A 23444-nucleotide genomic window follows, 5' to 3' on the forward strand; every position below is an offset into this window, starting at 1 on the left:
TGATTACTCACAGATAATTTCATCTTGGAAGGCTATGCCATCCTCTGCCTCTAAATCATTAGAATTGACTGTACAGGTTTGTCCCTCTTTGGTCTCAAGGATAAGTTTCTTGCCGAGTATAACATCGATTTGGGCAAAGCCATCGCCATCGGTTTCACTGGGCTCTAATCCGCCCGTTATTTTAGCAAAACTCAGTATTTCTCCTTGTGTATTAACAAAGTTGCCCATAATCAAAACAGCAGGTTTGGCGTTAAGTGCAATGGTCTCAACGTTACCTGGATAAAGTATCACATCACGATCATTATGAGGAACGCTTAAGGTGACTTCATGTGCTTGAACTTGTACGTTATGTTCTTTATATACCGACATTGGCACAAAGTAGCTTTCATTATTATCGATTACGGCATTTTCTTTGCCATCAACATAGATGGTGTATTTGCTAGGAATATCGGCGTTAACATAAATAAGTGCGCCACTGCGATTGTCTGAACCACTGATTCCCCAGTTGGTCATTGGCGTGTAGGCAAGTGAACTTGATGTCTGGATGTTGTAGCTAATGATAGATTTATCATGTTTTGATTGTGCCAAATTAAGCTGTTGTAATGAATTGAAATAACGATTGCTAGTACTTGCATATTGTGAGTAGTATTGCGTGTTGTGATTGACTTCAGTACTTACCCCTACATCATTTTGATAGTCACTACCTGTAAACTCTTTACCGATATTGAGTTTAATGTTTTCCTCTCTTTGTACTTCTTTTTCACTTTGTTGACTTATTTGACCTTCAAGACCTGCTGTCATATACCAGCCATTTTGCGCACCAAAGCTCCATGTCAGTTGTAAGAAGGCGCTTTTGTTGCTTGCTGAGTGATCTAAAGATAACGAAAGTGTTAAGTTATTGTTATCACCAAAGCTCAACGTTTTAGCAATGCTAAAACCAATATCATGTTGGAAGTTATTATCGACATAGGCATAGCTTAATGAAGTTGTGAAGTTAATATCATGCCAATTAAAGGACAATGATGTGCCGATGTTCGTGTTACTGGTTTGAGTGTCTTCAAAATACTGGTTGATATAGCTACTACTATTTTCTTTGGCCCAGATTTGTCGAAAGAAAGTATTCAATGTCACGCCTGATAGATTACCCGCAACAGAGAAAGCAAGACCTAAATCACCAAAATTACTCACAGCAAATGAGTTATAAAAGCTTAAATGTGATAACTCCATCATTAGCATAAATTCGCCAATGGCTTCTTGTTGGTTAAATACTGTTACGTGCTCACCAATACCAAAAGACTTGCTTAAGCGCTGTTTGGCTTCAAAAGTTAGGACATTAAGGTCGGTTAATGTAGGAAAAATAGTCCCAGAAACAAGCTCAGCCAAACGTCCATAGCTAATATAGTAATTAGGTAAAGTCAAAAGAGGCAGGGCATTTGTTTTAATAAAATAAACTTGTTTATTAGAGGTTTGATTGGTCAATGTACGTGTCTCAAGGCGCAGCATATAAGCGCCTGATGGAAAGCTGCGTGTATCAAGAAAATGATTCCCTGGTGGAAAGTATTGGGTATCAATTAAGGTATTACCACGGTAAACATCGACATAGCTAGGCACAATGATATTAACTTCAACCGGTGTGGCAATTTGCTCATTTAAGTTAGTCAAAAGCTCAAGATTGGTTTGCACGCTAGCGCCGACAATTTGTAAGCTTGGAATGATCATCGTGCCGACGGTATCTTGCAAGCCTAGTGATAGATGATATTGTTTATGGCGCCAATTTAGATCAAAATCACGAAACTGAAACTGCTTAATAGGTGGCTGTCCTGGCGTGACGGAATAGGTGAAATTATCCTTATAGTCCAAATGCCAATTGCCATAACTTAAGTAGCCATTATGGTTTAAAGCCATCGAGTGGTTTTGATCATTATTGCCTGATAGCCCAAGTTGAAATAAATTAAGTGTACCCAGTCTTGCCGTTGAGTCTTGTAGAAATTTGGCAGGAACAGCGTCTTGTGCTAGAAGGTACTTGGGATTAATAAAAAGTTGCGCGCGATAATTATTGCGATCAAAAATAACACCCAATGTTTGTGGGCGAATAAAGCCACAATTAGCACCATTGCTGCAATTACGTTCGGCATTGGTTTTTTGTGGTGCTGCTAGTTCTTCTAATAACAAATGCTGGGCAGTTTTTGCAATATAGGGTTTAAGTTTTTGTAAAATAAGATCAGGTTCATTAAAGGTGATTTCATCATCATTAAACGTAGCGGTTGTTTCTACTAATTTTTCCTTACCAAACACTATGGTTACAAGACTTGTCTCATCATCTTCAATAAAATCCTCAAAACCTGGTGGTAAATCGGATGCCGCAGCCATTTTTGGGATAACACCAACAAGTAAGCAGTGACTTAACAACAAACTTAGATATATGGAAAGGCGTTTTATTTTCTTCTTGCTGAAGTAGGAATGACAAGTAGCCATAGTTTATCTGCTTTGCAGAATTAAAGACAGCTGATAACGCCCAGCTTTGGCATTTTGAATCGTATGTTTGGAGAATTTAATGGCAATAGTTTCATAGAGCTGGCATTCATCAAAGTTATGGTTATTTGTTTGAACGCTTTGAATTTGATTGTAAGGTATCTCCATTTTGTTAATTAAAATCTGATAGGGGAGATTGCCTTGGTTATTTAATCCTTTAGCAATGAAGTCACCTTCATTGGATGTAATGCGCAAAGGAAAACCTTTGTTATCTTTATGATAGGCGCAGAAAGTGCCTAAAGAAATAATTTGATCCTGACCTTTGATGATCATGTCTGCACTAATAACGATTTTTTCATTGAGTGTCAGATTGCCAACGACAAAACGTGGATTCTCTTGTTCTTTTTCAGCTGGGCGCTCATAGTATTTTGAGTTGTTCTTGAACTGATAAGCCGTTAGTGTTACGGGAGTAAAGGCGGCGATAAGAAAAACAACAGCAAAAACAAAAGCAAAAGCAAGGTGTTTGCCTAGAGTTGTCATCTAACCTCCCGTACGTGTACGCTTAATTATTAGCTGATTGCAACGTTAGCAATATAATGGATAGAGCCTTGAACATCAATACCTGCTGCGTCTTCAGCAATTTCAGTTTTATCATCAGCTGATTTTTTATATTCGCTAATCACTAATTGTAGTTTCATGGGTTCAGTGATTTTACCCTTTGCACGCACCGAAATACGCTTGTTATTGCCTGCGCCTAAATTACGAATCAATATAGGCGTAATGATGACAGGCAAATTTTTAAGCTCACTATTGCTATAAGTGACGATATGTTTAGGGTCAGTGACGTTTTTAACTTGTACAATAAAAGTACCCTTTTCATTACCAATATTAGTTAGTGGGATATAATCACGTTTGACTTTTTGGCTAATGACAATATCAGGTTTAACAACATCGAGTACAGCGCCCGCAAAGACTGAAGATATGGTTGTTATCAATAATAAAAGGCCAGCGAATATGCGCGTTAATTTCATGGCTTTATTCCTTTTTACTGGTTTAATGAGTTTATAAATAACAAAAGGGACTCTCAAAAAAAGATATCCCTTATGCTGTCACTTATGTACTGAAAAAAGTAATTGAATATGTGTTGTTAGGCAACACTTAAATTCAAAGATGCATTATATGTCCCTGCTTTTGCATTGCGAATATCATCACCTTTAAATGTCATAGCAACAGCTTCTTTGGTTTTGCAGCCAGATGGTAAATCATTAGCATCAACAACTAATTCATTCTTACCATAATTTACCGCAGTCTTGTTAATAACAAGTGTGTAAGGTAGCTCGCCTTCACCTTTAGTGCCGACAACCGCAAATTTTTTCTCATTATTTGAAACATCAACGGTTACTTTGCCATCTTTATCATTGGTGTATGTGCAAAACTCTGCCAACTCAAAAGTTTTGTCTTTGCCTGCAGCAACGTCAGCAGCTGAGATGACAATCTTTTGGTTCATGCTTAGATCACCAAGAATGCTTTTTGCTTCAACAATAACTTCAGATTTTCCAGCTTCAGCAGCAAAAGTTGAAGTGGATAACAATGCACCTACTGTGAATGCTGCAACTAAAACTTTCTTCATAAATTATTCTCCTTTAATTATAATTTTCCTTTAAGGTTTTAGCTAAAACCTGATCTGTTGGCATAGAGTTAACAATAGCTCATGCAACAACGCGCTCATTATTACGTAGGTTTACGAACCCTGTAAAGTAGTAACAAACAAAAAAACGTGAATACTACGCTTGACAGTGCAGGTAGCGCTGTGAAAAGCACAAGCAATCAGTTACACTGCAGTTGTTTTAGAAATTAAGTTAACAACAGGAAATATTGACAGTTATGTCAAGCAAGATAAAAAGATCACTTTATCAGGAAAAAGATTATTATCGTGGTGTGTATGAGTCACATCCAAAAGAGCACTTCTCCCCGTTTCGTCGTGATTATGCACGCGTTATTCACTCCGCATCTTTTAGGCGCTTACAAGGCAAAACACAGATTTTTCCTTGTTCTGAAAGTGAGTTTTTCAGAAACCGTTTAACGCACTCGCTGGAAGTGGCGCAAGTTGCCAAATCTATTGCGACAGGATTAAATTCACGCTTTGATTTGGATTTAGATACTGATTTAGTCGAAACGGCAGCATTGTGTCATGATATTGGACATCCACCCTTTGGACATAATGGCGAGAAAGCATTACATGCTAAAATGCGTGAGTATGGTGGTTTTGAGGGCAATGCGCAAACGCTAAGATTATTAGCAAAAACAGAGAAAAAAGTTTTCAAAGGCGAGGGTCCTATTCATTCTGGTAAAGACAATCGCTTTGGCTTGAATTTAACCCATCGCACATTAGCAGCAACCCTTAAGTATGACAAAGAAATTCCCAGTTATATTATCAACTCAAGTGATCGACCAATAAAAGGATATTACGCCAGCGAAAAAGCGATGGTTGAGAAGATTAAACAACATGTGCTTTTTGGTTACCCTCTAGATGCCTTGCATGGGCGCAAGTTTAAAACGATAGAATGCTCAATTATGGACTTGGCAGATGATATTGCCTATTCGACCTATGATATTGAGGATGCGTTCAAAGGTGGATTTTTAGATCCATTATCAATGGTTAATGCAGAAGAAAAAGTGCTTATAAAAGTACAGCAGCAGGCTGAGCTTGATGGACTTCATTTATCAATTACCGATATTAAAGCGATTTTAAAATCAATCTTTGAAGGGATTATTGATTTTGATGCTAAGTTTGACGATGTTTATCAGCAGGCAAAAAAGCTTGCTAACTCAAGTTATTTACGCACGAAATTCACCTCTAATCTGGTGCATTACTGTATTTCACACGTATCACTTAGTTATGATGAAGTTTGTCCTGTATTATCTTCGGTATCTCTGGAATCAGACGTTTATAAACAAGTGGAGGTATTAAAGCTTTTTGTCTATTTCACGGTGATTAGCTCACCTAAGATGAATGTTGTGCGTTATCAAGGGCGTGAGATTATCTCGTCATTATTTGATATTTTAATTAACTCACAGATGGAGACATCCCTTTTGCCTGAAGATGTTGGCGAGATTTTTTATGCTTTTGATCCGGATGATCAGGTGAATCGCGCGCGGGTGATCAGCGATTTTATTGCAAGTATGACCGATCGTTATGCAATTGAGCTACATAATCGTTTAACATCGTCATCTGTGCAAAGCATTTTTAAACCGGTTTAAGCTTTTCTCGTTTATGTATATCAGCGCACTTAATATCTTTCAGTTTCGTAATTTAGCCAATGCTTCATTAGCATTACATCCACGTGTGAATATGATTTGTGGGCAAAATGGCAGTGGCAAAACCTCTATTTTAGAAGCGATTTACTTTTTATCGATGGGGCGCTCTTTTAGAAGCTCACAATTGGTTCGAATTATTGAACATGAAAAAGATAATTTTCAACTGTTTGCTAAGTTTTATAGTGGTTATGAATTAAGTGATTCAAAAGAAAAAACGCTTGCGAGCATGCGTGATAAACACAGTAAAAGTATCGTGAAATTAAATGGTGAGGATGCTCAATCACAAGCACAGTTAACACGTGCACTTCCTGTGCAATTATTTAACCCTGAGAGTTTTAGCTTAATCAACAGTGGCGCGCAACAACGCTCAAAATTATTAGATTGGGGTGCTTTTTATCACAAGCCTGAATTCTTAACGTTATGGCAGCAATCAAAGCGTTTGATTAAGCAGCGTAATGCCGCACTAAAGCAAGGTTATCCATTAAGCTATATCGAGATTTTAGATCAAGAGCTTGTTGCTAAATCAGAAAGTTTAGATCAGGCTCGACTTGAATACTTTGAGATTTTAATGCCAAAAGTCATGTCAATTCTTAAAGAATTTAACAGCGATCTTACTATTGATATGAGCTATTATCGCGGTTGGTCACAGGATAAAAGTTTGGCAGAGGTATTGACATCAAGTTATGTCAGTGATTCAAAAACAGGGGTCACAAGTCATGGTGTACATCGCGCGGATTTGCGCTTTAAAGTCAAAGGGCATCCAGCGCAAGATATTCTCTCGCGTGGGCAGCAGAAGATTTTGATATCAGCTTTGAAGTTAGCCCAAGGTGAGATCTTTTCCACGGAGCATCAAACCGGCTGCATTTATCTTGTGGATGACTTGCACTCAGAGCTAGATCAAGCGCATTTACAAAAAGTGCTAAATAAGCTGATGCATATTAATGCACAAATCATTATGACGGCAATCAAATTAGAGCATTTACAAAGCTTATTAAACGGTATTGAATTTGCGCATTTTCAGTTAAAAGATAATGTTTGTGAAAAGTTGGATTAGCAAATAAATGCCAGTCTTTTGTTACTTATCTTCTATGCTATGTCATATAATTATTGCTAATAGAATATGTGACAAGATGTTAAAGAGGTCAAAGTGAATTACAAGCGTTATCAACGTCATTTTCCGGTCATGGGGATTGAAGGACAGCAAAAGTTACAAAATGCGCAAGTTTGTATTATCGGTTGTGGTGGAATTGGCTCGCCAGTGTCGATGTATTTGGCTGCAGCTGGTGTCGGTACTCTTGGGCTTGTCGATTTTGATGTGGTTGAGTTATCTAATTTACAACGACAAATCTTATTTACTGAGAATGATTTAGGCGTTGCAAAGTCAACTGCTGCAGTAAAACATTTATCTCAAATTAATAGCGATATTGAATTAATTGAATATAACGAGCGCTTAGATTTTGAGCGTGCTTGCGAGATTTTTGCGTCATATGATTTAATTATTGATGGTAGTGATAATTTTCAAACGCGTTATGCGGTAAATGATGCATGTTGCAAACTTAGCAAACCTTTTATCAGTGCCAGTGTGCTTAAATCACAAGCGCAATTGAGTTTCTTTAATCCTATAGAGTCTTGTTATCGTTGTTTATACCCATCGCCACCTCCGGCACACTTAGTTCCAAATTGCTCAGAAGCAGGTGTACTAGGTGCCAGTGTCGGTGTGGTTGGTACAATGGCAGCAAATATGGCAGTTAATTTCTTTTTAGGTAAAGAGATTAAGCAACATTTAATGATCTTTGATAGTGATGCACTAACTTGGCAAAGTTATGGGTTTAAACGCAATCCAAATTGCAAAGGCTGTGTAACACATGATTTTGGTCTTGAGCAAAACAATAACACAGTAATCGAGGTGCAAAAGGCATATCAGCTTGATCCGGCAGCGCTGATTATCGATGTGCGTGAAGGGTGGGAGCTTGATATTGCTTCTTTAGATGTTAAAGTGGAGCATCTACCATTAGCACAAGTGCTGCAAGGCACTGTGTTAGAGCATGTGAGTAAAACGCAAAAGATCATTGTAATTTGCAAATTAGGCATTAGAAGCCAAAAGGCAGCACAAAAGCTCATTGAGCTTGGCTTTGAAAACGTCTATAACTATGAAGGTGGCATTGCTCGTTACTTTGAAGAACAGCAAAAAGAAATATGTTATTAGAGATTAAACAGAATAAAAATCACACAAAAGGAAGTTGATCTATGGAAAAAGACTACTATCAGCTGTTAGGGGTGGCAAAAACAGCCTCAGATGCTGAGATTAAAAAAGCCTATCGACGTTTAGCTAAGAAGTATCACCCCGATGTCAGTACAGAGGCTAATGCAGAGGAAAAATTCAAAGAAGTGCAAGATGCTTATGAAGTGTTGAAAGATAGTGAAAAACGTAAGCTATATGATCAATATGGTACCAATTGGCAACATGCCAAAGCCGGTGGCTTTCATCAAGGTAGCAATACGCATCAAGGGCATGGTAATCACCAACAGCACTTTTATCAAGGTAGTGACTTTGGTGGTTATGAGGATATTTTTGGTGAGTTTTTCCGCCAACAGCATAAGGAGCGCCAAGGGCGTAAACAAGGTTTTGCAATGAACGGTCAGGATTTGCATACCAAGGTTGAAATAAGTGTAGATGATGCCTTAACGGGTGTAGAGCGTGAGCTACACTTTGCCTATCAAACGGTTAATGAAGAAGGACTCGTTGTTGAGAAAACAAAACGCTTAAAAGTTAAAATTCCTAAAGCCGTTGGCAATCATCAGCAAATTCGTTTAAAAGGTCAAGGCGAAGCCGGTATTGGTGGTGGTTTAAGTGGTAATTTATATCTTGAGATTATTGTTCAATCTGATAAACAACACAAAGTGGTTGGTAATGATGTTTATAGTCATATTCCTATAGCACCTTGGGAGGCAGCATTGGGTGCTGAGATTAATGTGCCAACACCGCATGGTCAGATGAAGCTTAAGGTGCCAGAGCATACTCAAAGTGGCAAGAAAATGCGTTTGAAAGGTAAAGGCTTGGCAGATGGCGATTTTTATGTGGTTTTAGATGTCATCCTACCTCCAGCGGTATCAGAAGCACAAAAGGCTTTTTATCAAAATATGGCCACTGAGATGGCATTTGATCCACGCAAAGATTTATTAGGAGCGTAAAATGGCAGAGATGATTGTATCAGGAGACTATATTAGCATCATTGAGTTGTCAGAGATGTTGTGTGTACCACAAACCATTATTGTCGAATGGATTGAGCATGATGTAGTGAGTGCGAAAATTCAAGCGGATAGTTATTATGTTGCAGCATATGATATTGCGCGAGCTAAATCAGCGATGCGTTTGATGCGCGATTTAGGTGTTAACTCATCGGCTATTTCAATTATTTTAAGTTTAAGAGAAAAAATAAAAGAGCTAGAAGCGGTCGTTTCTGTAAACATGCGCTAATTTCAGACTTGTTTAGGCAAAAAATACATACTAAAATACCGCCGAACAACAGGGGTGCATTTTGCTGAGAAGGTTTTGCCTAACCCTTTGTACCTGAACTAGTTAATCCTAGCGTAGGAAGTTGATAAAGTGCATTTCTGCATCTGCTTTTTCTGTCTTCCTATGCATATAAAAGAAAGCCAAGGGGGAGATCAAAGCGTGATCGGTCATATTAGCATTAACATATCATTTGTTATTTATTGCATTTATTTTTTGCCGCAGATTATTCATAACCAATTAAAACATCAAGCTGGACATATTAGTCATGGCACACATTTGTTGATGGTTGTTGCTAATGTTTTGGATCTGATCTATGGATTTGGCTTTGATTTGCAGTGGCAATATCGCGCAGTCACTATGTTGACTTTGGCATGTTTGTTATTTCAACAGTGGCAAATATATCGCGATAGCAAAAGTATAAATCAGCAAAAGAACAGATACGCTCAAAGCTATAACTTTCACATTTTATGCCTACTTGTTATCGCTGTAGGTATTGCTTTGGTAAGTTTGCATAACTTAAACAATGCAATATTAGAAAACATCGGCTTTATTAGTATGTTTTGCTATGCGATTTATTGGTTGCCACAAATTATTAAAAACATCAAAGAAAAAAATGCCACAGCATTTAGCTTGATTTTTTTGATATTGAATGTATTGGCATTAGTTTGTGATGAAATATCGGCATTAAGCTTTGGTTGGCCACTGCCAAGTATTATTAGTCCCATTGTGATTTTAAGCCTACTATTTATCATGGTTGGGCAATACTATTACTACCAACGCCTGAGAATGATTATTGATTAGTACTAAATCGGTGCCATATCAAGTGTTTTTATATACAAATTAAGAAACTTCAGTATGCTAAGCACAAAATAAGCTTAAGTAGAGAGGTTGCAAAGATGGCAGTTTCTGAAGTAGAGCGCTATCAAGCAAGTAAAAAAGTCACTATCGTCGGGATGTTTGTCAATACAATCCTAGCACTATTAAAAATGCTGATTGGTTTGGTGGGTGGCTCACCGGCATTATTCGCCGATGGTGTCCATTCATTTTCAGATTTATTAAGTGATATTATGGTGCTGTTTGCTGCTAAACACGCCAATAAAGGCGCTGATAATAATCACCCTTATGGTCACGAGCGAATTGAGACGTTGGCAACAGTTATCTTATCGATTATCTTAATTTTAGTGGCATTACTTATTACTTACCATGCCTTATCTAATTGGTTTTCAGGTGATCTGATGATCCCTGATCAATGGACAATTTATGTTGCTATATTCTCAATTGTAGCCAATGAAGGGCTCTTTCGCTATACGATGGTCACGGCTAATCGCATTGATTCAGATCTCTTACGTGCCAATGCTTGGCATAGTCGATCAGATATGTGGTCGTCTGTTGTCGTGCTTGTTGGCTTAATCGGTAGCATGCTAGGCTTGATGTGGATGGATGCATTAGCAGCCATTATCGTGTCTATTATGATTGGTAAAATGGGTGTTAAATGGTGTTATAAAGCATTATCTGAATTGGTGGATACCGGTGTTGATGATGAATTATTGCATCAAATTGAAGAAATTATTAGAAATGTTGATGGTGTTAAACATCATCACTGCTTACGCACGCGTCAAATGGCAGGACAAGTAGTACTTGATGTACATATTTTGGTTGACTCTCATATCACGGCATCAGAAGGGCATTATATTGCCGAGCATGTTCGAGGTGCGCTTACTTTGGCGATTGATAATATTAAAGATATCACAGTGCATGTTGATGTTGCCGAGCACCCTGAGCAGGTGGTCAACCCCAAAGATATGCCGCCAGCACGTAAAGAGATTTTGCAACAATTAGCAAGCTACATTAACAAAAAGCATCAAAACGTCGATTTATGTCAAATTGAGATGTTTGTTTATTACTATCCTAAACGGATTGAGCTATACTTACTGGCGCCGGCTAAGGAGCTGGAAATATTGCAGCTAATTGATGTGGGACGTTTCCAGATCAATGGTGTTGGATCAACTAACGTGAAGCTGTTTGGTAATAGTAAATAATAGGGATAAATGCATGCATTAAAATGTGTGAATCATTGCCGCAATATCAATCGCTATTTTTTGTTTATCAGGCTGCTCAATATAACGAGTAAAAAATAAGGATGATGTAGATATGCACAGCTTGGTATTTGTGTTTTTTTTAGTGTTTTTTGGCGCGTCAGTCTTTGCGACTTTAGCACTTTATACACGACAAGCTATTATTGTTGCTTACATTGCACTGGGTGTTATTGTTGGTCCGCATTGCTTGGGGTTCATTGCTGATACCACAACTGTGCATGAAATATCAGACATCGGTATTATGTTTTTGTTGTTCTTGTTAGGGCTTAACTTAGAAATCAAAAGCATGATCAAAATGCTTGGTAAAGCGATGTTTGTTTGTATCACAAGTAGTGTAGTGTTTATTGCAGCTACCGTGCTAATTTGCCACTTCTTTGGTATTGGTGCACAAGGTTTTATTATCGGTGCGGCATTGATCTTCTCAAGTACAATCATCTGTTTAAAGTTGCTACCAACGACTGCATTGCACCATAAACGCATTGGTGAGTTGGTGATTGCTATTCTTTTAATTCAAGATTTAATTGCGATTTTAATGCTTACCTTTATCAGCTTATGGTCATCACAAACCGACAGTTTCCATTTGTTTTCATTAATTAAACTACTATTAGCATTACCAGTTTTAGGTGGTGTGGGCTTTTTGGCGCAACGTTATTTTTTATTTAAACTATTTAGAAAGTTCAGCCGTTTTCAAGAGTATATATTTCTATTATCTATTGGCTGGTGTCTTGGTATGGCGCAATTAGCAATGGTTTTTGGTCTATCCAATGAGATTGGTGCGTTTATCGCGGGTGTAACTGTCGCAAGCTCACCAATTGCTAAATATATTTATGAAAACTTAAAGCCACTGCGTGATTTCTTTTTGATATTGTTTTTCTTTTCAGTTGGTGCAGGCTTCCAAATCGCGCTATTGCCTTCGGTATGGGGTGTTGTATTAGCATTAACTATTTTAATCTTGATACTTAAGCCTATCGTTCATTTTGTCACCTTGTGGTTAGTGCGTGAAACACCAAAAGAATCTTTTGAAATTGGTATGCGCTTGGGGCAGGGTAGTGAGTTCTCATTGATGTTGATTGCACTAGCGAATACCGCAGGCATTGCTACGGCAAGCTCTGAGATTATCGTTGAAGCAGTGGCTATTCTAAGCTTTATTATATCGTCGTATATTATTGTATTAAGCTATCCAAGCCCAATTGCTGTTTCAGATCGTTTAAGAAGAGATTGATGGAGTGAATATAAAATTAAATTTACCCCTCACCCGCGTAGCAAAAGCTGCACGAGCAATCCCGCAAGGGGAGAGATTATTTCACGTTGGCTGAGCGTCAGTCGAAGCCATATATTTAGTGGCGACCTGATTCTTTACTGTTAACGGTTACTGCGCAGCCTTTGCTACAGCCTTTGTTTAACTCGAGTTCAAACCGGAATTTCTGTGAGAAATATTTCATCGCAAGGATCAATAGAATCATATAAATAATGACTCCAATAATCCAACTCAGTGCATGAAGTGGCGTGCTTGCTAGTTGTGCCAATTGATAGACAATAACCGCAGCAACATAGGCAATTGAGGTGCTCCAAATGACAGATAGCCATGCCCAGCCACGTGTTGCCTCACGTGCCATCGCACCAATGACTGAGGCACAAGGAACATATAAAAGGACAAACAGCATATAAGCAAATGCTGCAGCTAGTGAACCAAAGGCAACAACCATCGAACCCATTGCGGTTTTATCCATGTTGGCATCTGCTTCATTTGCGGCAAATGGATTGATAAATGCGCTTAAACTCATGTTTTTGAAGCCATCAACGGTATCATGCCAAGAAGCGGCAATACCTCCCCAAAAATCAAACTTCTCGCTTGCAGCATCGGCTAAACTTTGTGGTTTTTCTTGCGTATAAAGTGTATTTAAAGTCCCAACAACAACCTCTTTGGCTAGCGTACCAGTCAAAAGACCAACGGTTGCCTGCCAGTTATCTTCAGTAACCCCCATCGGTTTTAACACGGGGGTAATCGTGCGTCCAGTTTGTGCAAGGATTGAGTCAGGTGAGCCACCGGCAACGACAACACCATTGGTTTGGATACTATTTAAAGTACCAACTAAAACACAAATTGGGACAATGACTTTACCTGCTCTAAAAATAAAACGCTTTAAACGGCTCCAACTATTTAAGCCGATCGTTTTAAAGTTAGGTAGATGATAAACAGGTAACTCCATGACAAAGGGTGCGCTCTTGCCGGTTAATAACGCAAACTTCACGACATATCCAGTAATAATGGCGCCTAAAATACCTGCAATATATAAACTAAAGACAATCAAAGCACTGTTTTGTGGAAAAAATGCCGCAGCAAATACAGCAAAGATTGCTAAACGTGCGCCACAAGACATAAATGGTGCCATCATGATGGTCATTAAGCGATCTCGTCGAGTTTCCAATGTTCTTGTTGCCATGACCGATGGCACATTACAACCAAAGCCAACAATTAGAGGCACAAAGGCCTTGCCAGGCAGTCCAATCGCTTGCATAAAACGATCCATAACATATGCTGCACGTGCCATATAGCCTGAGTCTTCCAAAAAGGATAAGAATAAAAACATGCAGCCAATTTGTGGAATAAAGGTCAAAACGGTATTTATCCCTAAACCCACACCTTGTGCAATAACAGCAACAAGCCATAATGGTAATCCAAGATAAACACCCAAATGGGTCATTCCTTCAACAAATATGACACTCGATGTATTATCAAATAGTGGTTGCAGTGCACCACCAATGGTAATCGAGAATTCAAACATTAAATACATGACAAATAAAAATACCGGAATACCTAAGTATTTATTCATGCAGAGTTTATCGATAATTTCAGTTGCTTTGTGCTGTGAAACCTGTTGTGTTTTAGTGCTTTTATTAACGATATTAGCAATGGCTTGATAGCGCGCGCTTGATAGCGTGATATCCGCGGTATGATCAAGTTTTAGCTCAAGCTTTAATGCTTGTAAGCGATTAAAGTCAGTTGATGAAAGCAATTGCTTAAGTAGGTAGTTATCTTCAGCAATTGAAGTGCTTAACCATAAACTAGGATATTGATAATTAGCCTCAGTGATTTGGGTTGTGAGCTCGTTAATTGTCTCTGGATAATAGTGATTTAAATTATAACTTGAGGTGCTTTGAGGTTTGAATAATGCAACCTTTAATTCGCTGATGCCTACTTTTTTGCGTCCAATAACAGGGATAACCGTGCAGCCTAGCGTCTGTTCCAGTTTATGATAATCAATAACAATACCTTTTTTACTGGCAACATCAATCATGTTAATGACGAGAATCAATGGAATACCTGTTTCCATTAATTGTGTGGTTAGATATAAATTACGTTCAAGATTTGAAGCGTCAATGACATTAATAATTGCATCAGGCTTATCTTCAACGATAAAGCGGGCAGCAATTTGCTCGTCAATAGATGATTCATCACTGGCGGTTAAGGTATAAATGCCAGGTAAATCAACGATTTCTATGCGCTGGTTATTTAAATCAACTTTACCAACTTTCTTATCAACGGTCACACCACTCCAGTTGCCAACCTTTTGCTTAAGACCGGTTAGTGCGTTAAAAAGCGTTGTTTTACCACAGTTTGGATTGCCAATAATTGCATATTTCATAAGGCTTGTACCTGCATGTAAAGAATTTCTGATTTGCGCAACGACACAGAGAAGTTTTTAATCGAAATATGATAGGGATTACCAAAAAGTGCTTTCTTAGCGATGTAAAAAGTCTCTCCAGGAATAAAGCCTAATGACAACAGTTTCTGCATATAGTTGCGTGGACAATTATCATTAAACCCAAGAATTTTATAATTTTGTTTCGTTTTGATATTCATAAGGGGGTAAGTATATCAATCAATGGGTGCTTGATTATAAACAGGCGTTTTCTTTAAGTCAACCTAACTGAGAAAGGTTATCATTTTTGTTTGGCGATTTCTGCAACCCGTTTACCTAAGGCTTTTGCTAAGATAATTTCATCTTGAGACAGTGGTTTATCGGAATTAATACCATTGTAATGGCTTAAACCATAGGGCGTGCCACCGGTTTGTGTATTTTGTAACGAGGGCTCACTATAGGGAATACCAACGATCATTGCGCCATGGTGTAAAAGTGGCAGCATCATAGAAAGAAGTGTTGTTTCCTGACCGCCGTGCAAGCTTGCTGTGGAGGTGAAAACAGCTGCAGGTTTATTGATTAATGCCCCTTTAAACCATAGGTCACTGGTGGTATCAATAAAATACTTAAGTGGTGCTGCCATATTACCAAAGCGCGTAGGGCTACCCATAATAATACCTGAGCAGTTTACAAGATCTTCTTTAGTGACGTAAATCGCGCCACTATCCGGAATGTCACTTTCAGTTTTTTCGCAATTTGCTGATATGTTTGGCACGGTTCTAAGCTTTGCTTCTAAGCCACCAAGCTCAACACCTTGCGCAATTTTCTCCGCCATTGCTTTTGTTGAACCGCCTTGACTATAATAAAGGACTAAGATGTTTTGCATAAAAAGGATCCTTATGACTAAGTTAATACAAAGCTATAGTAAGCGATTTAGCCACTTCTGGGTATCGGTGTTTAGGGAATATTTGCAACAAAACTGTTTAACCAAGGCATCCAGTTTGGCTTTGACAAGTCTTTTTGCCTTGGTACCACTTCTTATGGTGTCAATTTCAATTTTAAGCATGTTGCCAGCGTTTAAAAGTATTCAAGGCGATTTTCAGCAGTTTATTTTGCACAATATGCTGCCAAGCTCAGGCGAGGCTGTAAATGAGTATTTAAAACTCTTTATGAAAAATCGTGCGGGATTGCCGATTACTGCGGTTGTTGTACTTTTTTTCATCAGTATTATGATGATGCGTTCGCTTGAAAAAGTACTCAATGATATCTGGCAAGTTAAAAAAGAGCGCCCCTTATCACAGGCTTTTTTATTGTATTGGGCGGTATTAAGTTTGGGACCTTTGCTTGTTGGGGCAAGTTTGGGCTTAAGCTCTTACTTATTATCATGGCATTGGTTAAATGATGGCTTTAGCCAATTGATAAGTTTTTTGCAAGTTTTACCTTTTGTTTTTAACCTTATTGCTTTTACATTTATTTATCAAGTTGTGCCGTATACACGTGTTAAATTTAAGCATGCGCTATTGGGTGGCTTGATGATGGCAATCGTGTTTGATTTGGCGAAAAAAGTGTTTGCGTGGTATGCACTAAACTTACCAACCTATGAGATGCTTTATGGTACATTAGCGATTATTCCATTATTTATTTTATGGATTGCGATCTCATGGCAGCTGTTCTTGCTCGGTGCCATTGTGGTGCGCATGTTAAGTGTGCCGCCAGCGTTACGGGTGAAGCAAAAAACACCGCAATTTAGCTTAGCCATTGATGTGTTGCGTCTTTTGCATATCAAGCAAAAAAGCAAATGTGCGATTGATAAAGAGGCTTGTGCTAAAGAGTTGTCACATGTTGATTTAAAGCTATTAGATGCTGTTTTGAGCGCATTAGTCAAATATCAATATATTAGTATTACCCAAGAGCAAAAATATGTCTTAAGTTGTGACTTATCACAAGAAAAACTCAATGATTTTTATCAAAATATGCATAGCTTTTTGTCACTTAAAGATGATCGCAATCAGGCATTAAATGGCTTAAGAAAAACAATACATCAACAAATGGACAAGCCTTTAATTGATTTTATTTCAGCATGTTAAATGATTTGTAATTGTCAGTTATCAAAGTGCAATGCATTTAACACAGCTTTTGGATTGTTGGCAATTACCTTCAGTAATACTAAGGTTGCGCCGGAGGGTTTTTTTCGCTTTTGCTCCCAGTTTTGTATTGATTTTAAGTTTAAACAAAACTTTGCTGCAAAATCATGCTGAGACATATGTAACGATTCACGAATATTTTTAACATCAATATCATCAAAATGATGTTGTTTTGCATTCTCAACAAGTCCTTTTTGATGATAAATAGCCTCTTGTAATCCTTGTTTTATCTCTTGAAATGCGCTCATTTTTCACCTCTTTTTAAGTAGCTCAACCATAATGGCTAAATCGTTTCTTTCAGCTTTATTTAAGTTTGCCTTCTCACTCTTTTTGAACATGGCAATTAAATACAGTGGCATAGTTTCGTTGTAATAATAGTAGATAACACGTACGCCACCACTTTTACCACTGTTTTCAGTTGCCCACCTTAGTTTGCGAATGCCTCCAGTTCCTTCCATAATTACACCAGCTTCAGGGTAAACTGCCAAGTAGTCTACAAGTGCTTTTTGATTATCCGCTGTAAGACATGTGCTTACTTTTTTTATGTAGCTTGGAAGTTCAACTATTGTAATCATTAGAAGACTCGCTATGTTTTTATGAAACCAAGTTTATACGCCTAGGGCGTATTCGTCAAGTTATAAGCTATGATTACTGACATTCAATAGCAAAGCGATTACACTGTGGCAATTGATAGTAATGAGTGAAAATTTCATGGCAAAAACTTTTCTTTTTTATGATTTGGAAACAACCGGAATTAATAAATGTTTTGATCAAATCATTCAATTTGCAGCAGTGCGCACCGATGAGGCGCTAAATGAAATTGAGCGTTATGAGTTTTTAATCAAATTAAATCCAGATACGATTCCCAATCCTGAGGCATCGATCACCCATCATATTTCGATTGAACAAGCCAATACTGGATTTTTTGAATATGAAGCGATTAAAAAAATCTATGCATTGTTCAATACGCCGGAAACAGTAAGCTTAGGCTATAACACTTTGAGCTTTGATGATGAGTTTTTGCGCTTTGCTTTTTTTAAGAATCTATTTCCAGCATATGATCATCAGTATAAAAATAATTGCTCGCGCATGGATTTATATCCAATGGTTGCTTCCTTTTATTTATTTGCCAATGAGGTACTTAGTTGGCCTATTAACGATGAGAATAAAGTCTCGTTGAAACTCGAAGATATCAATGCGCAAAATGCTCTATATACCGAAGGGCGCGCGCACGATGCGTTAACCGATGTATTGGTGACTTTGGAGTTGGCACGTAAATTAAGATCACACCAACCTAAAATGTGGGAATATTTAAGCGCACGCTTTAATAAAACTGAAGATCAAAAAGTTTTGTCACAATTAGATGTCGGTCTACATATCAAGGGTGAGGATTACCAGCAAGCTTTAATGATTTCAGGACGCTTTGGCTATAATGAGCGTTTTATGTTGCCGGTACTTAATTTGGGGCAGCATTGGCATTATAAAAATCAGTGGTGCTTTTTACGGCTTGATTATGCTGAATTGACCGAAGTGAGTCTTGATAATTTATCAGAGCATTTTTTAACGGTGAATAAGAAATGGGGTGATTTGCCGATAGTGTTACCTGCGAAAAAGCGCTTTTTAGCGCATTTATCACCAGAACGTATCGCATTGATTAAATGCAATAAAGAGTTCTTAATTCAAAATCCGAGCTTATTTGTAGATATTAAAGAATCAGCTTTGGATTTTAAATATCCAGAGGTCGAGCATGTTGATGTTGATGCCTCACTTTATACGGCAGGATTTATGAATTATGCTGAGCAGGCATTGTGTGAGCATTTTCACCAAAAAGCAGTTGGTGACAGGGTCAAGTTAATGCGTGAGATGAATCGTGGTCTGTATGAGCGTGCGTTGCGTGTTATCGGCAGAATGGCGCCAGATAAGCTAACACCTGAGATGCAAGGCGAATTTCAGGAGTATTTAGAGAAAGTTGCCAGCTTTGAAGTTGAAAATATGCCTGTTGATTTTAAAGGTGGGCGCAAAGTATCTATTCCTGAAGTTTATGAACGTATCCAGAAACTGCGTGAAGGAGAACTTACTGAAGAGCAATTGTACCTACTTGATGAATTAGAGGCGTATTTGTCTTTGTAAAAAAAGGTAAAAAAATAATAACCGTATGTGTTTGGAATGTAGGGGCGTATTGCATACGCCCAATTTTGAAAAGGTAAGGTAATAAAGATGTTACAATTGGATAGCGCTGGCTGGCTAAATAAAGCCAGCATCATAAAATCACCAAATTATAATAAACGTCCAGATAACACAAATATTGATTTGTTGGTGATTCATTGTATTTCATTGCCAGAAGGGCAGTATGATAACCATTATGTTGAATCACTTTTTTTAAATGATTTGGATTGTAACCTAGATCCAAGCTTTAAAGATCTTATAAACCTTAAGGTCTCAAGTCATTTTTATATTACAAGGCAGGGTGAGATTATCCAGTTTGTTGCAACTGAAGATCGCGCTTGGCATGCCGGCGTGAGTTCTTATAAAGGCAAAAACAATTGCAATGATTTCTCGATTGGCATTGAACTACAAGGCACCGATAAAACAGCTTTTACTAAAGCGCAATACACAAATTTAATTGAGCTTACAAAAGCCCTTATCAAAAGATATCCTGCAATTAAAAGCAATATTGTTGGACACAGTGATATAGCCCCAACGCGCAAAACAGATCCAGGCAGAAAATTTAACTGGGAGTATTTCTTAAGCAGTGTAGATTAATGGCACAATTTTAAAAAATGTAACTTGTGAATATAATCAAGGCATAAACAGAATCGTGATTAAAATTTTACTGTAAAAAAATTATTTTTTTGTTATATTTGTCGCCCTTGAAAATACAGTTCGCAACTCGGAGTGTTATGACTTCCACTACGTATCAGGAAAAACTAGCTCAAATGCCATTGGCAAAATCTTGGGCAGTCGTAATTTTAATTTCATTTTTCTTTTTCTTTGAATTTGGCTTAGGTAATGCTTTTAATACATTAACGCCTGCCATTTTAAACGCTTATCCAGATTTAACACCGGTAAGTGTGAGCTTTATTGCCAGTTTGTATTTTTATACAAATATCATTTGTTTGATTCCTGCAGCGTATATCCTAGATAGATTCTCGCCGCGTTTAGCGATATCCATTGCTTTATTGGTTTGTGCGTTGAGTATTTTTGCAATGACTATGACAACAAGTGTTTATGTGATGGGTGTTTCCCGTTTATTTATGGGCATGGGTGCGAGTTTTAGTCTTATTGGTTGTATTCGCATTGCAACAAACTGGTTTCCAGCAAATCGCTTAGGTTTTGTCATTGGCATTATTATCGCCATTGGCATGTTGGGTGGCTATGCAGCACAAGCTCCTGTTGGCTATTTACTTGATGCATTTGGCTTAGAGCATACGCTACATGTGATCAGTTTGTTTGGTTTAGTGTTAGCTGCACTTATTTTTATTGTCGTGCGTAATGCACCGAAAGCATTAATAGAAGCGCGGACGATGCAAACTAAAGCGTTGCGATCAGAGTCTATTTTGGCGACATTGAAGCTCGTGTTATCCAAGCCACAAAACTGGTGTGCTGGTATTTATGTTGGCTTAATTAATATTGGCACATGGATGTTAGGTGGTATGTGGTCAAATGAATATTTGATGAAAACCCATGGTGTTAGCATGCTAGAAGCACGTTCTATCACAGGCTATATCTTTTTAGGCATGATCTTTGCTTATCCATTTTGGGGTTGGTTGACTGAGCGTATGCGTCGCCGTAAACAACCTTTAATTCTAGGCGGTGTTACATCGGTTATCATCATTGCGATTATTATGTTTTGCACGATGAGTGTCGCACAATTATCAGTACTATTTTTCTTATTAGGGTTTGTCACCAGTGCGCAAACCGTCGCTTATCCATTTGTGGGTGAAACTAATCCGATGAAAAATAATGCCATTGCAACAAGTATCGTATCTATGAACTCATTGCTATGGGGTGGCGTGATCGCGATGCCACTATTTGGCGTGATGACAACATGGTTTAATCACAGCAAAGGTTTGGATGATATGGCAGCTTCTGGGCTTAATTTTGGTATGGGGATTTTGCTAATTGGCTTTATCATTAGTATTATATTTGCTTTATTTATTAAAGAGACGTATTGTAAGCGTCAAGTGGACTAAGTAAGGGAAAATATGCAATTTCTTGAATTTGAAAAACCAATTGCCGAATTAGAAGCAAAGATTGAAGCGCTGGCTAAGTCAAACGCGCATAGTGAAGATGTTCAACAGGAAATCGAGAAATTACAGGGTAAAACAGCCGATTTAATGAAGAAGATTTATAGCTCATTAAGTGATTGGCAGATAATTCAATTGGCGCGTCATCCTGAGCGTCCTTATTTTTTAGATTTGCTTAATAAGATTTTTACTGATTTCCAAGAATTGCATGGTGATCGCGCGTTTGCTGATGATAAGGCAGTTGTTGGTGGTTTGGCTAAATTAGGCGATCAAGCCGTGATGGTGATTGGTCAGGAAAAGGGGCGCAAAACCAAAGATAAATTGCGTCATAACTTTGGCATGATGCATCCAGAAGGGTATCGCAAAGCACTTCGTTTGATGAAGCTTGCGGAAAAGTTTAATGTGCCTGTTATTACGTTTATTGATACACCAGGCGCTTATCCTGGTGTTAAAGCCGAAGAGCGCGGGCAAAGTGAGGCGATTGCGCGCAATTTGCTTGAGATGTCCAAACTAAATGTACCAGTTATTTGTGTCGTTATTGGTGAAGGCTGTTCAGGTGGTGCCTTGGGCATTGGTGTGGGTGATAAGCTCGTCATGCTCGAGTACAGCTATTTTGCCACAATTTCACCAGAAGGGTGTGCTTCAATCTTATGGAAGACAGCTGAAAAAGCTGCCGATGCTGCTGAGATTATGGGGATTACTGCTAAGCGTTTAAAAGAACATGATATTGTTGATGAAGTCATCAAAGAGCCTTTAGGTGGTGCGCATCGCAATATTACTGAAGCTGCAAAAGAAATCAAACTGACGTTGCAGCGTTTGTTAGGTGATTTAAGTGCTTTATCTAATGAGGATCGCTTGGCAAAGCGCTATGACAAATTAATGTCTTTTGGTGCCTTTGAGGGGTAATTATTTTAAAGGGCAGCCATTAAGAATGCCCAAACCATTTTTTCAATTTATCTTCTGCTTTTAACACATGTTTCTCTAATCTTGGAAAGCGATGTAATAGTTTGTGAAGCCATCTTCGTACGGGTGGTACAAGCCATGAAAGCACGATCACTCCAGCGAAAAAGAATATAAACCCCGGAATAATCGGCAAAATTGCGCCAAGTAATGCCAATGCAAATAAAATAATGACAATAACGATGAGTAAGGTTTTTTTAAAGATAACACGCATGATTATTCCGATGGTTTGTTATCATCAAATAGATAAAGGTAGCCGCCATAGCCGCTTTTAGCCATTTGATCTTTTGGGATAAACTTAAGTGCTGCTGAGTTCACACAATAGCGAAGTCCTGTAGGTTCTGGTCCATCATTAAAAACATGTCCTAAATGTGAGTCAGCTACCAAAGATCGGACTTCCGTGCGCACAATAAAAAAGAACTTACGATCTTCTTTTTCCTGAATATATTTTGTATCTATCGGTTTTGTAAAGCTTGGCCAACCAGTGCCTGAATCAAATTTATCCGTTGAGCTAAACAGCGGCTCGCCAGAAACTACATCAACATAAATTCCTTCATTTTTATGATCCCAATAGCTGTTATCAAAGGGTTTTTCTGTTGCCTCTTCTTGAGTGACTTGATATTGCAGTGTCGATAATGTGCTTAGCTTTTGCTGTTTTACATCCGCATTAAAATGTTGGTAATCAGTTGCCATTGCTATACCTCCTGCGCATATTAAAATAAAACCCATGCCAATATTACGTTGATACATTGAGACTCTCCTATTGATTATGATGAGTATATTCTAGCTGGGCAATTGCTGTGAAGTATTAATTTGGGATAACAAAATCAGTAATGTAACAATTTTTTTACATCGCAATACTTCCTTGAAACGGTTTTTTCACATTTATCTGAATATAATGCATCCAACTCGATCAGATGATCGTTACCCAAGTTGGTAAATTTTTGATTACAAAGCATTCAAATCGAACTTTTTTTGCAATTTCATGCCCTTCAAATCCTTATTCCTACGTTCATTTTATGTCAAAATCACTTTTGTAGTGCCAT

24 protein-coding genes and 1 riboswitch are annotated in these 23444 nt (G+C 38.1%); of the genes, 13 read left to right on the forward strand and 11 right to left on the reverse strand.

Features of this window, described 5'->3' with window-relative positions; translation table 11 throughout:
- Window positions 1-3 precede the first annotated feature (3 nt).
- The 4 genes from F3D68_RS06890 to F3D68_RS06905 form a co-directional block, all read right to left on the reverse strand.
- On the reverse strand, window positions 4-2475 hold the full coding sequence (locus F3D68_RS06890; protein ID WP_151193712.1) for a TcfC E-set like domain-containing protein: 2472 nt from the start codon (window positions 2473-2475) through the stop codon (window positions 4-6).
- Window positions 2476-2478: 3 nt separating this feature from the next.
- Entirely contained in the window at window positions 2479-3012 is a 534-nt protein-coding gene (locus F3D68_RS06895) for a hypothetical protein (RefSeq protein ID WP_151193713.1), read from the reverse strand.
- Window positions 3013-3041: 29 nt separating this feature from the next.
- On the reverse strand, window positions 3042-3503 hold the full coding sequence (locus F3D68_RS06900; RefSeq protein WP_151193714.1) for a hypothetical protein: 462 nt from the start codon (window positions 3501-3503) through the stop codon (window positions 3042-3044).
- A 116-nt stretch (window positions 3504-3619) separates the two neighbouring features.
- Window positions 3620-4102 carry a hypothetical protein gene (locus F3D68_RS06905; protein WP_151193715.1) on the reverse strand — a complete coding sequence of 161 codons (483 nt, stop codon included), beginning with the start codon at window positions 4100-4102 and terminating at the stop codon, window positions 3620-3622.
- 266 nt (window positions 4103-4368) lie between these two features.
- Between F3D68_RS06905 and dgt the strand changes: the two genes are divergently transcribed.
- From dgt to F3D68_RS06945, 8 genes are all read left to right on the forward strand, one after another.
- Window positions 4369-5733 (forward strand): dGTP triphosphohydrolase, encoded by a 1365-nt coding sequence (dgt, locus tag F3D68_RS06910; RefSeq protein WP_411955008.1) that lies wholly within the window; start codon window positions 4369-4371, stop codon window positions 5731-5733.
- Between the two features lie 13 nt (window positions 5734-5746).
- Window positions 5747-6844: a DNA replication/repair protein RecF gene (gene recF, locus F3D68_RS06915; RefSeq protein WP_151193717.1), complete on the forward strand. Its 1098-nt coding sequence runs from the start codon at window positions 5747-5749 to the stop codon at window positions 6842-6844.
- Between the two features lie 93 nt (window positions 6845-6937).
- Window positions 6938-7996 carry a HesA/MoeB/ThiF family protein gene (locus F3D68_RS06920; RefSeq protein WP_151193718.1) on the forward strand — a complete coding sequence of 353 codons (1059 nt, stop codon included), beginning with the start codon at window positions 6938-6940 and terminating at the stop codon, window positions 7994-7996.
- Window positions 7997-8037: 41 nt separating this feature from the next.
- Window positions 8038-8982 carry a DnaJ C-terminal domain-containing protein gene (locus tag F3D68_RS06925; protein ID WP_151193719.1) on the forward strand — a complete coding sequence of 315 codons (945 nt, stop codon included), beginning with the start codon at window positions 8038-8040 and terminating at the stop codon, window positions 8980-8982.
- Window position 8983: 1 nt separating this feature from the next.
- Window positions 8984-9268, forward strand: a complete 285-nt coding sequence (locus tag F3D68_RS06930; protein ID WP_151193720.1) for a chaperone modulator CbpM — start codon at window positions 8984-8986, stop codon at window positions 9266-9268.
- Window positions 9269-9308: 40 nt separating this feature from the next.
- Window positions 9309-9405: riboswitch (TPP riboswitch) on the forward strand.
- A gap of 61 nt (window positions 9406-9466) precedes the next feature.
- The gene (locus tag F3D68_RS06935; protein WP_191092741.1) at window positions 9467-10108 is read left to right on the forward strand and encodes a PQ-loop repeat-containing protein; all 642 of its coding nucleotides are present in this window, start codon (window positions 9467-9469) and stop codon (window positions 10106-10108) included.
- A gap of 95 nt (window positions 10109-10203) precedes the next feature.
- Window positions 10204-11346: a cation diffusion facilitator family transporter gene (locus tag F3D68_RS06940; protein WP_151193722.1), complete on the forward strand. Its 1143-nt coding sequence runs from the start codon at window positions 10204-10206 to the stop codon at window positions 11344-11346.
- A 112-nt stretch (window positions 11347-11458) separates the two neighbouring features.
- Window positions 11459-12625: a cation:proton antiporter gene (locus F3D68_RS06945; protein WP_151193723.1), complete on the forward strand. Its 1167-nt coding sequence runs from the start codon at window positions 11459-11461 to the stop codon at window positions 12623-12625.
- A 115-nt stretch (window positions 12626-12740) separates the two neighbouring features.
- Here the strand turns inward: F3D68_RS06945 and feoB are convergent, their stop codons facing one another.
- The 3 genes from feoB to wrbA form a co-directional block, all read right to left on the reverse strand.
- On the reverse strand, window positions 12741-15050 hold the full coding sequence (feoB, locus tag F3D68_RS06950) for a Fe(2+) transporter permease subunit FeoB (RefSeq protein ID WP_151193724.1): 2310 nt from the start codon (window positions 15048-15050) through the stop codon (window positions 12741-12743).
- A complete protein-coding gene (locus F3D68_RS06955) occupies window positions 15047-15268 on the reverse strand; it encodes a FeoA domain-containing protein (RefSeq protein ID WP_117001223.1) in 222 nt (73 codons plus the stop codon). The genes feoB and F3D68_RS06955 overlap by 4 nt, the downstream gene beginning before the upstream one ends.
- 80 nt (window positions 15269-15348) lie before the next feature.
- A complete protein-coding gene (gene wrbA, locus F3D68_RS06960) occupies window positions 15349-15933 on the reverse strand; it encodes an NAD(P)H:quinone oxidoreductase (protein WP_151193725.1) in 585 nt (194 codons plus the stop codon).
- A 13-nt stretch (window positions 15934-15946) separates the two neighbouring features.
- On the opposite strand from wrbA, the gene F3D68_RS06965 reads away from it, so the two are divergent.
- Window positions 15947-17134, forward strand: a complete 1188-nt coding sequence (locus F3D68_RS06965) for a YihY family inner membrane protein (protein WP_191092742.1) — start codon at window positions 15947-15949, stop codon at window positions 17132-17134.
- 14 nt (window positions 17135-17148) lie between these two features.
- Here F3D68_RS06965 and nadS read toward each other — a convergent pair whose 3' ends face one another.
- Both nadS and F3D68_RS06975 read right to left on the reverse strand, forming a co-directional pair.
- Complete coding sequence (gene nadS, locus F3D68_RS06970; protein WP_151193727.1) at window positions 17149-17439, reverse strand: NadS family protein; 291 nt, start codon at window positions 17437-17439, stop codon at window positions 17149-17151.
- Between the two features lie 3 nt (window positions 17440-17442).
- Window positions 17443-17766 carry a type II toxin-antitoxin system RelE/ParE family toxin gene (locus tag F3D68_RS06975; protein WP_151193728.1) on the reverse strand — a complete coding sequence of 108 codons (324 nt, stop codon included), beginning with the start codon at window positions 17764-17766 and terminating at the stop codon, window positions 17443-17445.
- A 136-nt stretch (window positions 17767-17902) separates the two neighbouring features.
- On the opposite strand from F3D68_RS06975, the gene F3D68_RS06980 reads away from it, so the two are divergent.
- From F3D68_RS06980 to F3D68_RS06995, 4 genes are all read left to right on the forward strand, one after another.
- Entirely contained in the window at window positions 17903-19321 is a 1419-nt protein-coding gene (locus tag F3D68_RS06980; RefSeq protein WP_151193729.1) for an exodeoxyribonuclease I, read from the forward strand.
- 96 nt (window positions 19322-19417) lie between these two features.
- On the forward strand, window positions 19418-19954 hold the full coding sequence (gene ampD, locus F3D68_RS06985; protein WP_151193732.1) for a 1,6-anhydro-N-acetylmuramyl-L-alanine amidase AmpD: 537 nt from the start codon (window positions 19418-19420) through the stop codon (window positions 19952-19954).
- A 137-nt stretch (window positions 19955-20091) separates the two neighbouring features.
- Window positions 20092-21384: an MFS transporter gene (locus F3D68_RS06990; protein ID WP_151193730.1), complete on the forward strand. Its 1293-nt coding sequence runs from the start codon at window positions 20092-20094 to the stop codon at window positions 21382-21384.
- 12 nt (window positions 21385-21396) lie between these two features.
- On the forward strand, window positions 21397-22344 hold the full coding sequence (locus tag F3D68_RS06995) for an acetyl-CoA carboxylase carboxyltransferase subunit alpha (RefSeq protein ID WP_151193731.1): 948 nt from the start codon (window positions 21397-21399) through the stop codon (window positions 22342-22344).
- A 19-nt stretch (window positions 22345-22363) separates the two neighbouring features.
- On the opposite strand, the gene F3D68_RS07000 is transcribed toward F3D68_RS06995, so the two are convergent.
- On the reverse strand, window positions 22364-22612 hold the full coding sequence (locus tag F3D68_RS07000; protein WP_117001231.1) for a hypothetical protein: 249 nt from the start codon (window positions 22610-22612) through the stop codon (window positions 22364-22366).
- A gap of 2 nt (window positions 22613-22614) precedes the next feature.
- Complete coding sequence (gene msrB, locus F3D68_RS07005) at window positions 22615-23148, reverse strand: peptide-methionine (R)-S-oxide reductase MsrB (RefSeq protein WP_411955004.1); 534 nt, start codon at window positions 23146-23148, stop codon at window positions 22615-22617.
- Between the last annotated feature and the right edge of the window lie 296 nt (window positions 23149-23444).

The organism is Cysteiniphilum sp. JM-1, assembly GCF_008711525.1.
Taxonomy (GTDB): Bacteria; Pseudomonadota; Gammaproteobacteria; order Francisellales; family Francisellaceae; genus Caedibacter.

Excerpts from the sequence above, each read along its gene's own strand:
- F3D68_RS06900 (WP_151193714.1), bottom strand. The coding sequence starts at position 3,503 with ATGAAATTAACGCGCATATTCGCTGGCCTTTTATTATTGATAACAACC.
- F3D68_RS06895 (WP_151193713.1), bottom strand. The coding sequence starts at position 3,012 with ATGACAACTCTAGGCAAACACCTTGCTTTTGCTTTTGTTTTTGCTGTT.
- F3D68_RS06975 (WP_151193728.1), bottom strand. The coding sequence starts at position 17,766 with ATGATTACAATAGTTGAACTTCCAAGCTACATAAAAAAAGTAAGCACA.
- feoB (WP_151193724.1), bottom strand. The coding sequence starts at position 15,050 with ATGAAATATGCAATTATTGGCAATCCAAACTGTGGTAAAACAACGCTT.
- F3D68_RS06980 (WP_151193729.1), top strand. The coding sequence starts at position 17,903 with ATGGCAAAAACTTTTCTTTTTTATGATTTGGAAACAACCGGAATTAAT.
- F3D68_RS06990 (WP_151193730.1), top strand. The coding sequence starts at position 20,092 with ATGACTTCCACTACGTATCAGGAAAAACTAGCTCAAATGCCATTGGCA.
- F3D68_RS06905 (WP_151193715.1), bottom strand. The coding sequence starts at position 4,102 with ATGAAGAAAGTTTTAGTTGCAGCATTCACAGTAGGTGCATTGTTATCC.
- F3D68_RS06940 (WP_151193722.1), top strand. The coding sequence starts at position 10,204 with ATGGCAGTTTCTGAAGTAGAGCGCTATCAAGCAAGTAAAAAAGTCACT.
- F3D68_RS06955 (WP_117001223.1), bottom strand. The coding sequence starts at position 15,268 with ATGAATATCAAAACGAAACAAAATTATAAAATTCTTGGGTTTAATGAT.
- F3D68_RS07000 (WP_117001231.1), bottom strand. The coding sequence starts at position 22,612 with ATGCGTGTTATCTTTAAAAAAACCTTACTCATCGTTATTGTCATTATT.
- F3D68_RS06995 (WP_151193731.1), top strand. The coding sequence starts at position 21,397 with ATGCAATTTCTTGAATTTGAAAAACCAATTGCCGAATTAGAAGCAAAG.
- F3D68_RS06930 (WP_151193720.1), top strand. The coding sequence starts at position 8,984 with ATGGCAGAGATGATTGTATCAGGAGACTATATTAGCATCATTGAGTTG.
- msrB (WP_411955004.1), bottom strand. The coding sequence starts at position 23,148 with ATGTATCAACGTAATATTGGCATGGGTTTTATTTTAATATGCGCAGGA.
- F3D68_RS06945 (WP_151193723.1), top strand. The coding sequence starts at position 11,459 with ATGCACAGCTTGGTATTTGTGTTTTTTTTAGTGTTTTTTGGCGCGTCA.
- wrbA (WP_151193725.1), bottom strand. The coding sequence starts at position 15,933 with ATGCAAAACATCTTAGTCCTTTATTATAGTCAAGGCGGTTCAACAAAA.
- nadS (WP_151193727.1), bottom strand. The coding sequence starts at position 17,439 with ATGAGCGCATTTCAAGAGATAAAACAAGGATTACAAGAGGCTATTTAT.
- recF (WP_151193717.1), top strand. The coding sequence starts at position 5,747 with ATGTATATCAGCGCACTTAATATCTTTCAGTTTCGTAATTTAGCCAAT.
- F3D68_RS06925 (WP_151193719.1), top strand. The coding sequence starts at position 8,038 with ATGGAAAAAGACTACTATCAGCTGTTAGGGGTGGCAAAAACAGCCTCA.
- F3D68_RS06890 (WP_151193712.1), bottom strand. The coding sequence starts at position 2,475 with ATGGCTACTTGTCATTCCTACTTCAGCAAGAAGAAAATAAAACGCCTT.
- F3D68_RS06965 (WP_191092742.1), top strand. The coding sequence starts at position 15,947 with ATGACTAAGTTAATACAAAGCTATAGTAAGCGATTTAGCCACTTCTGG.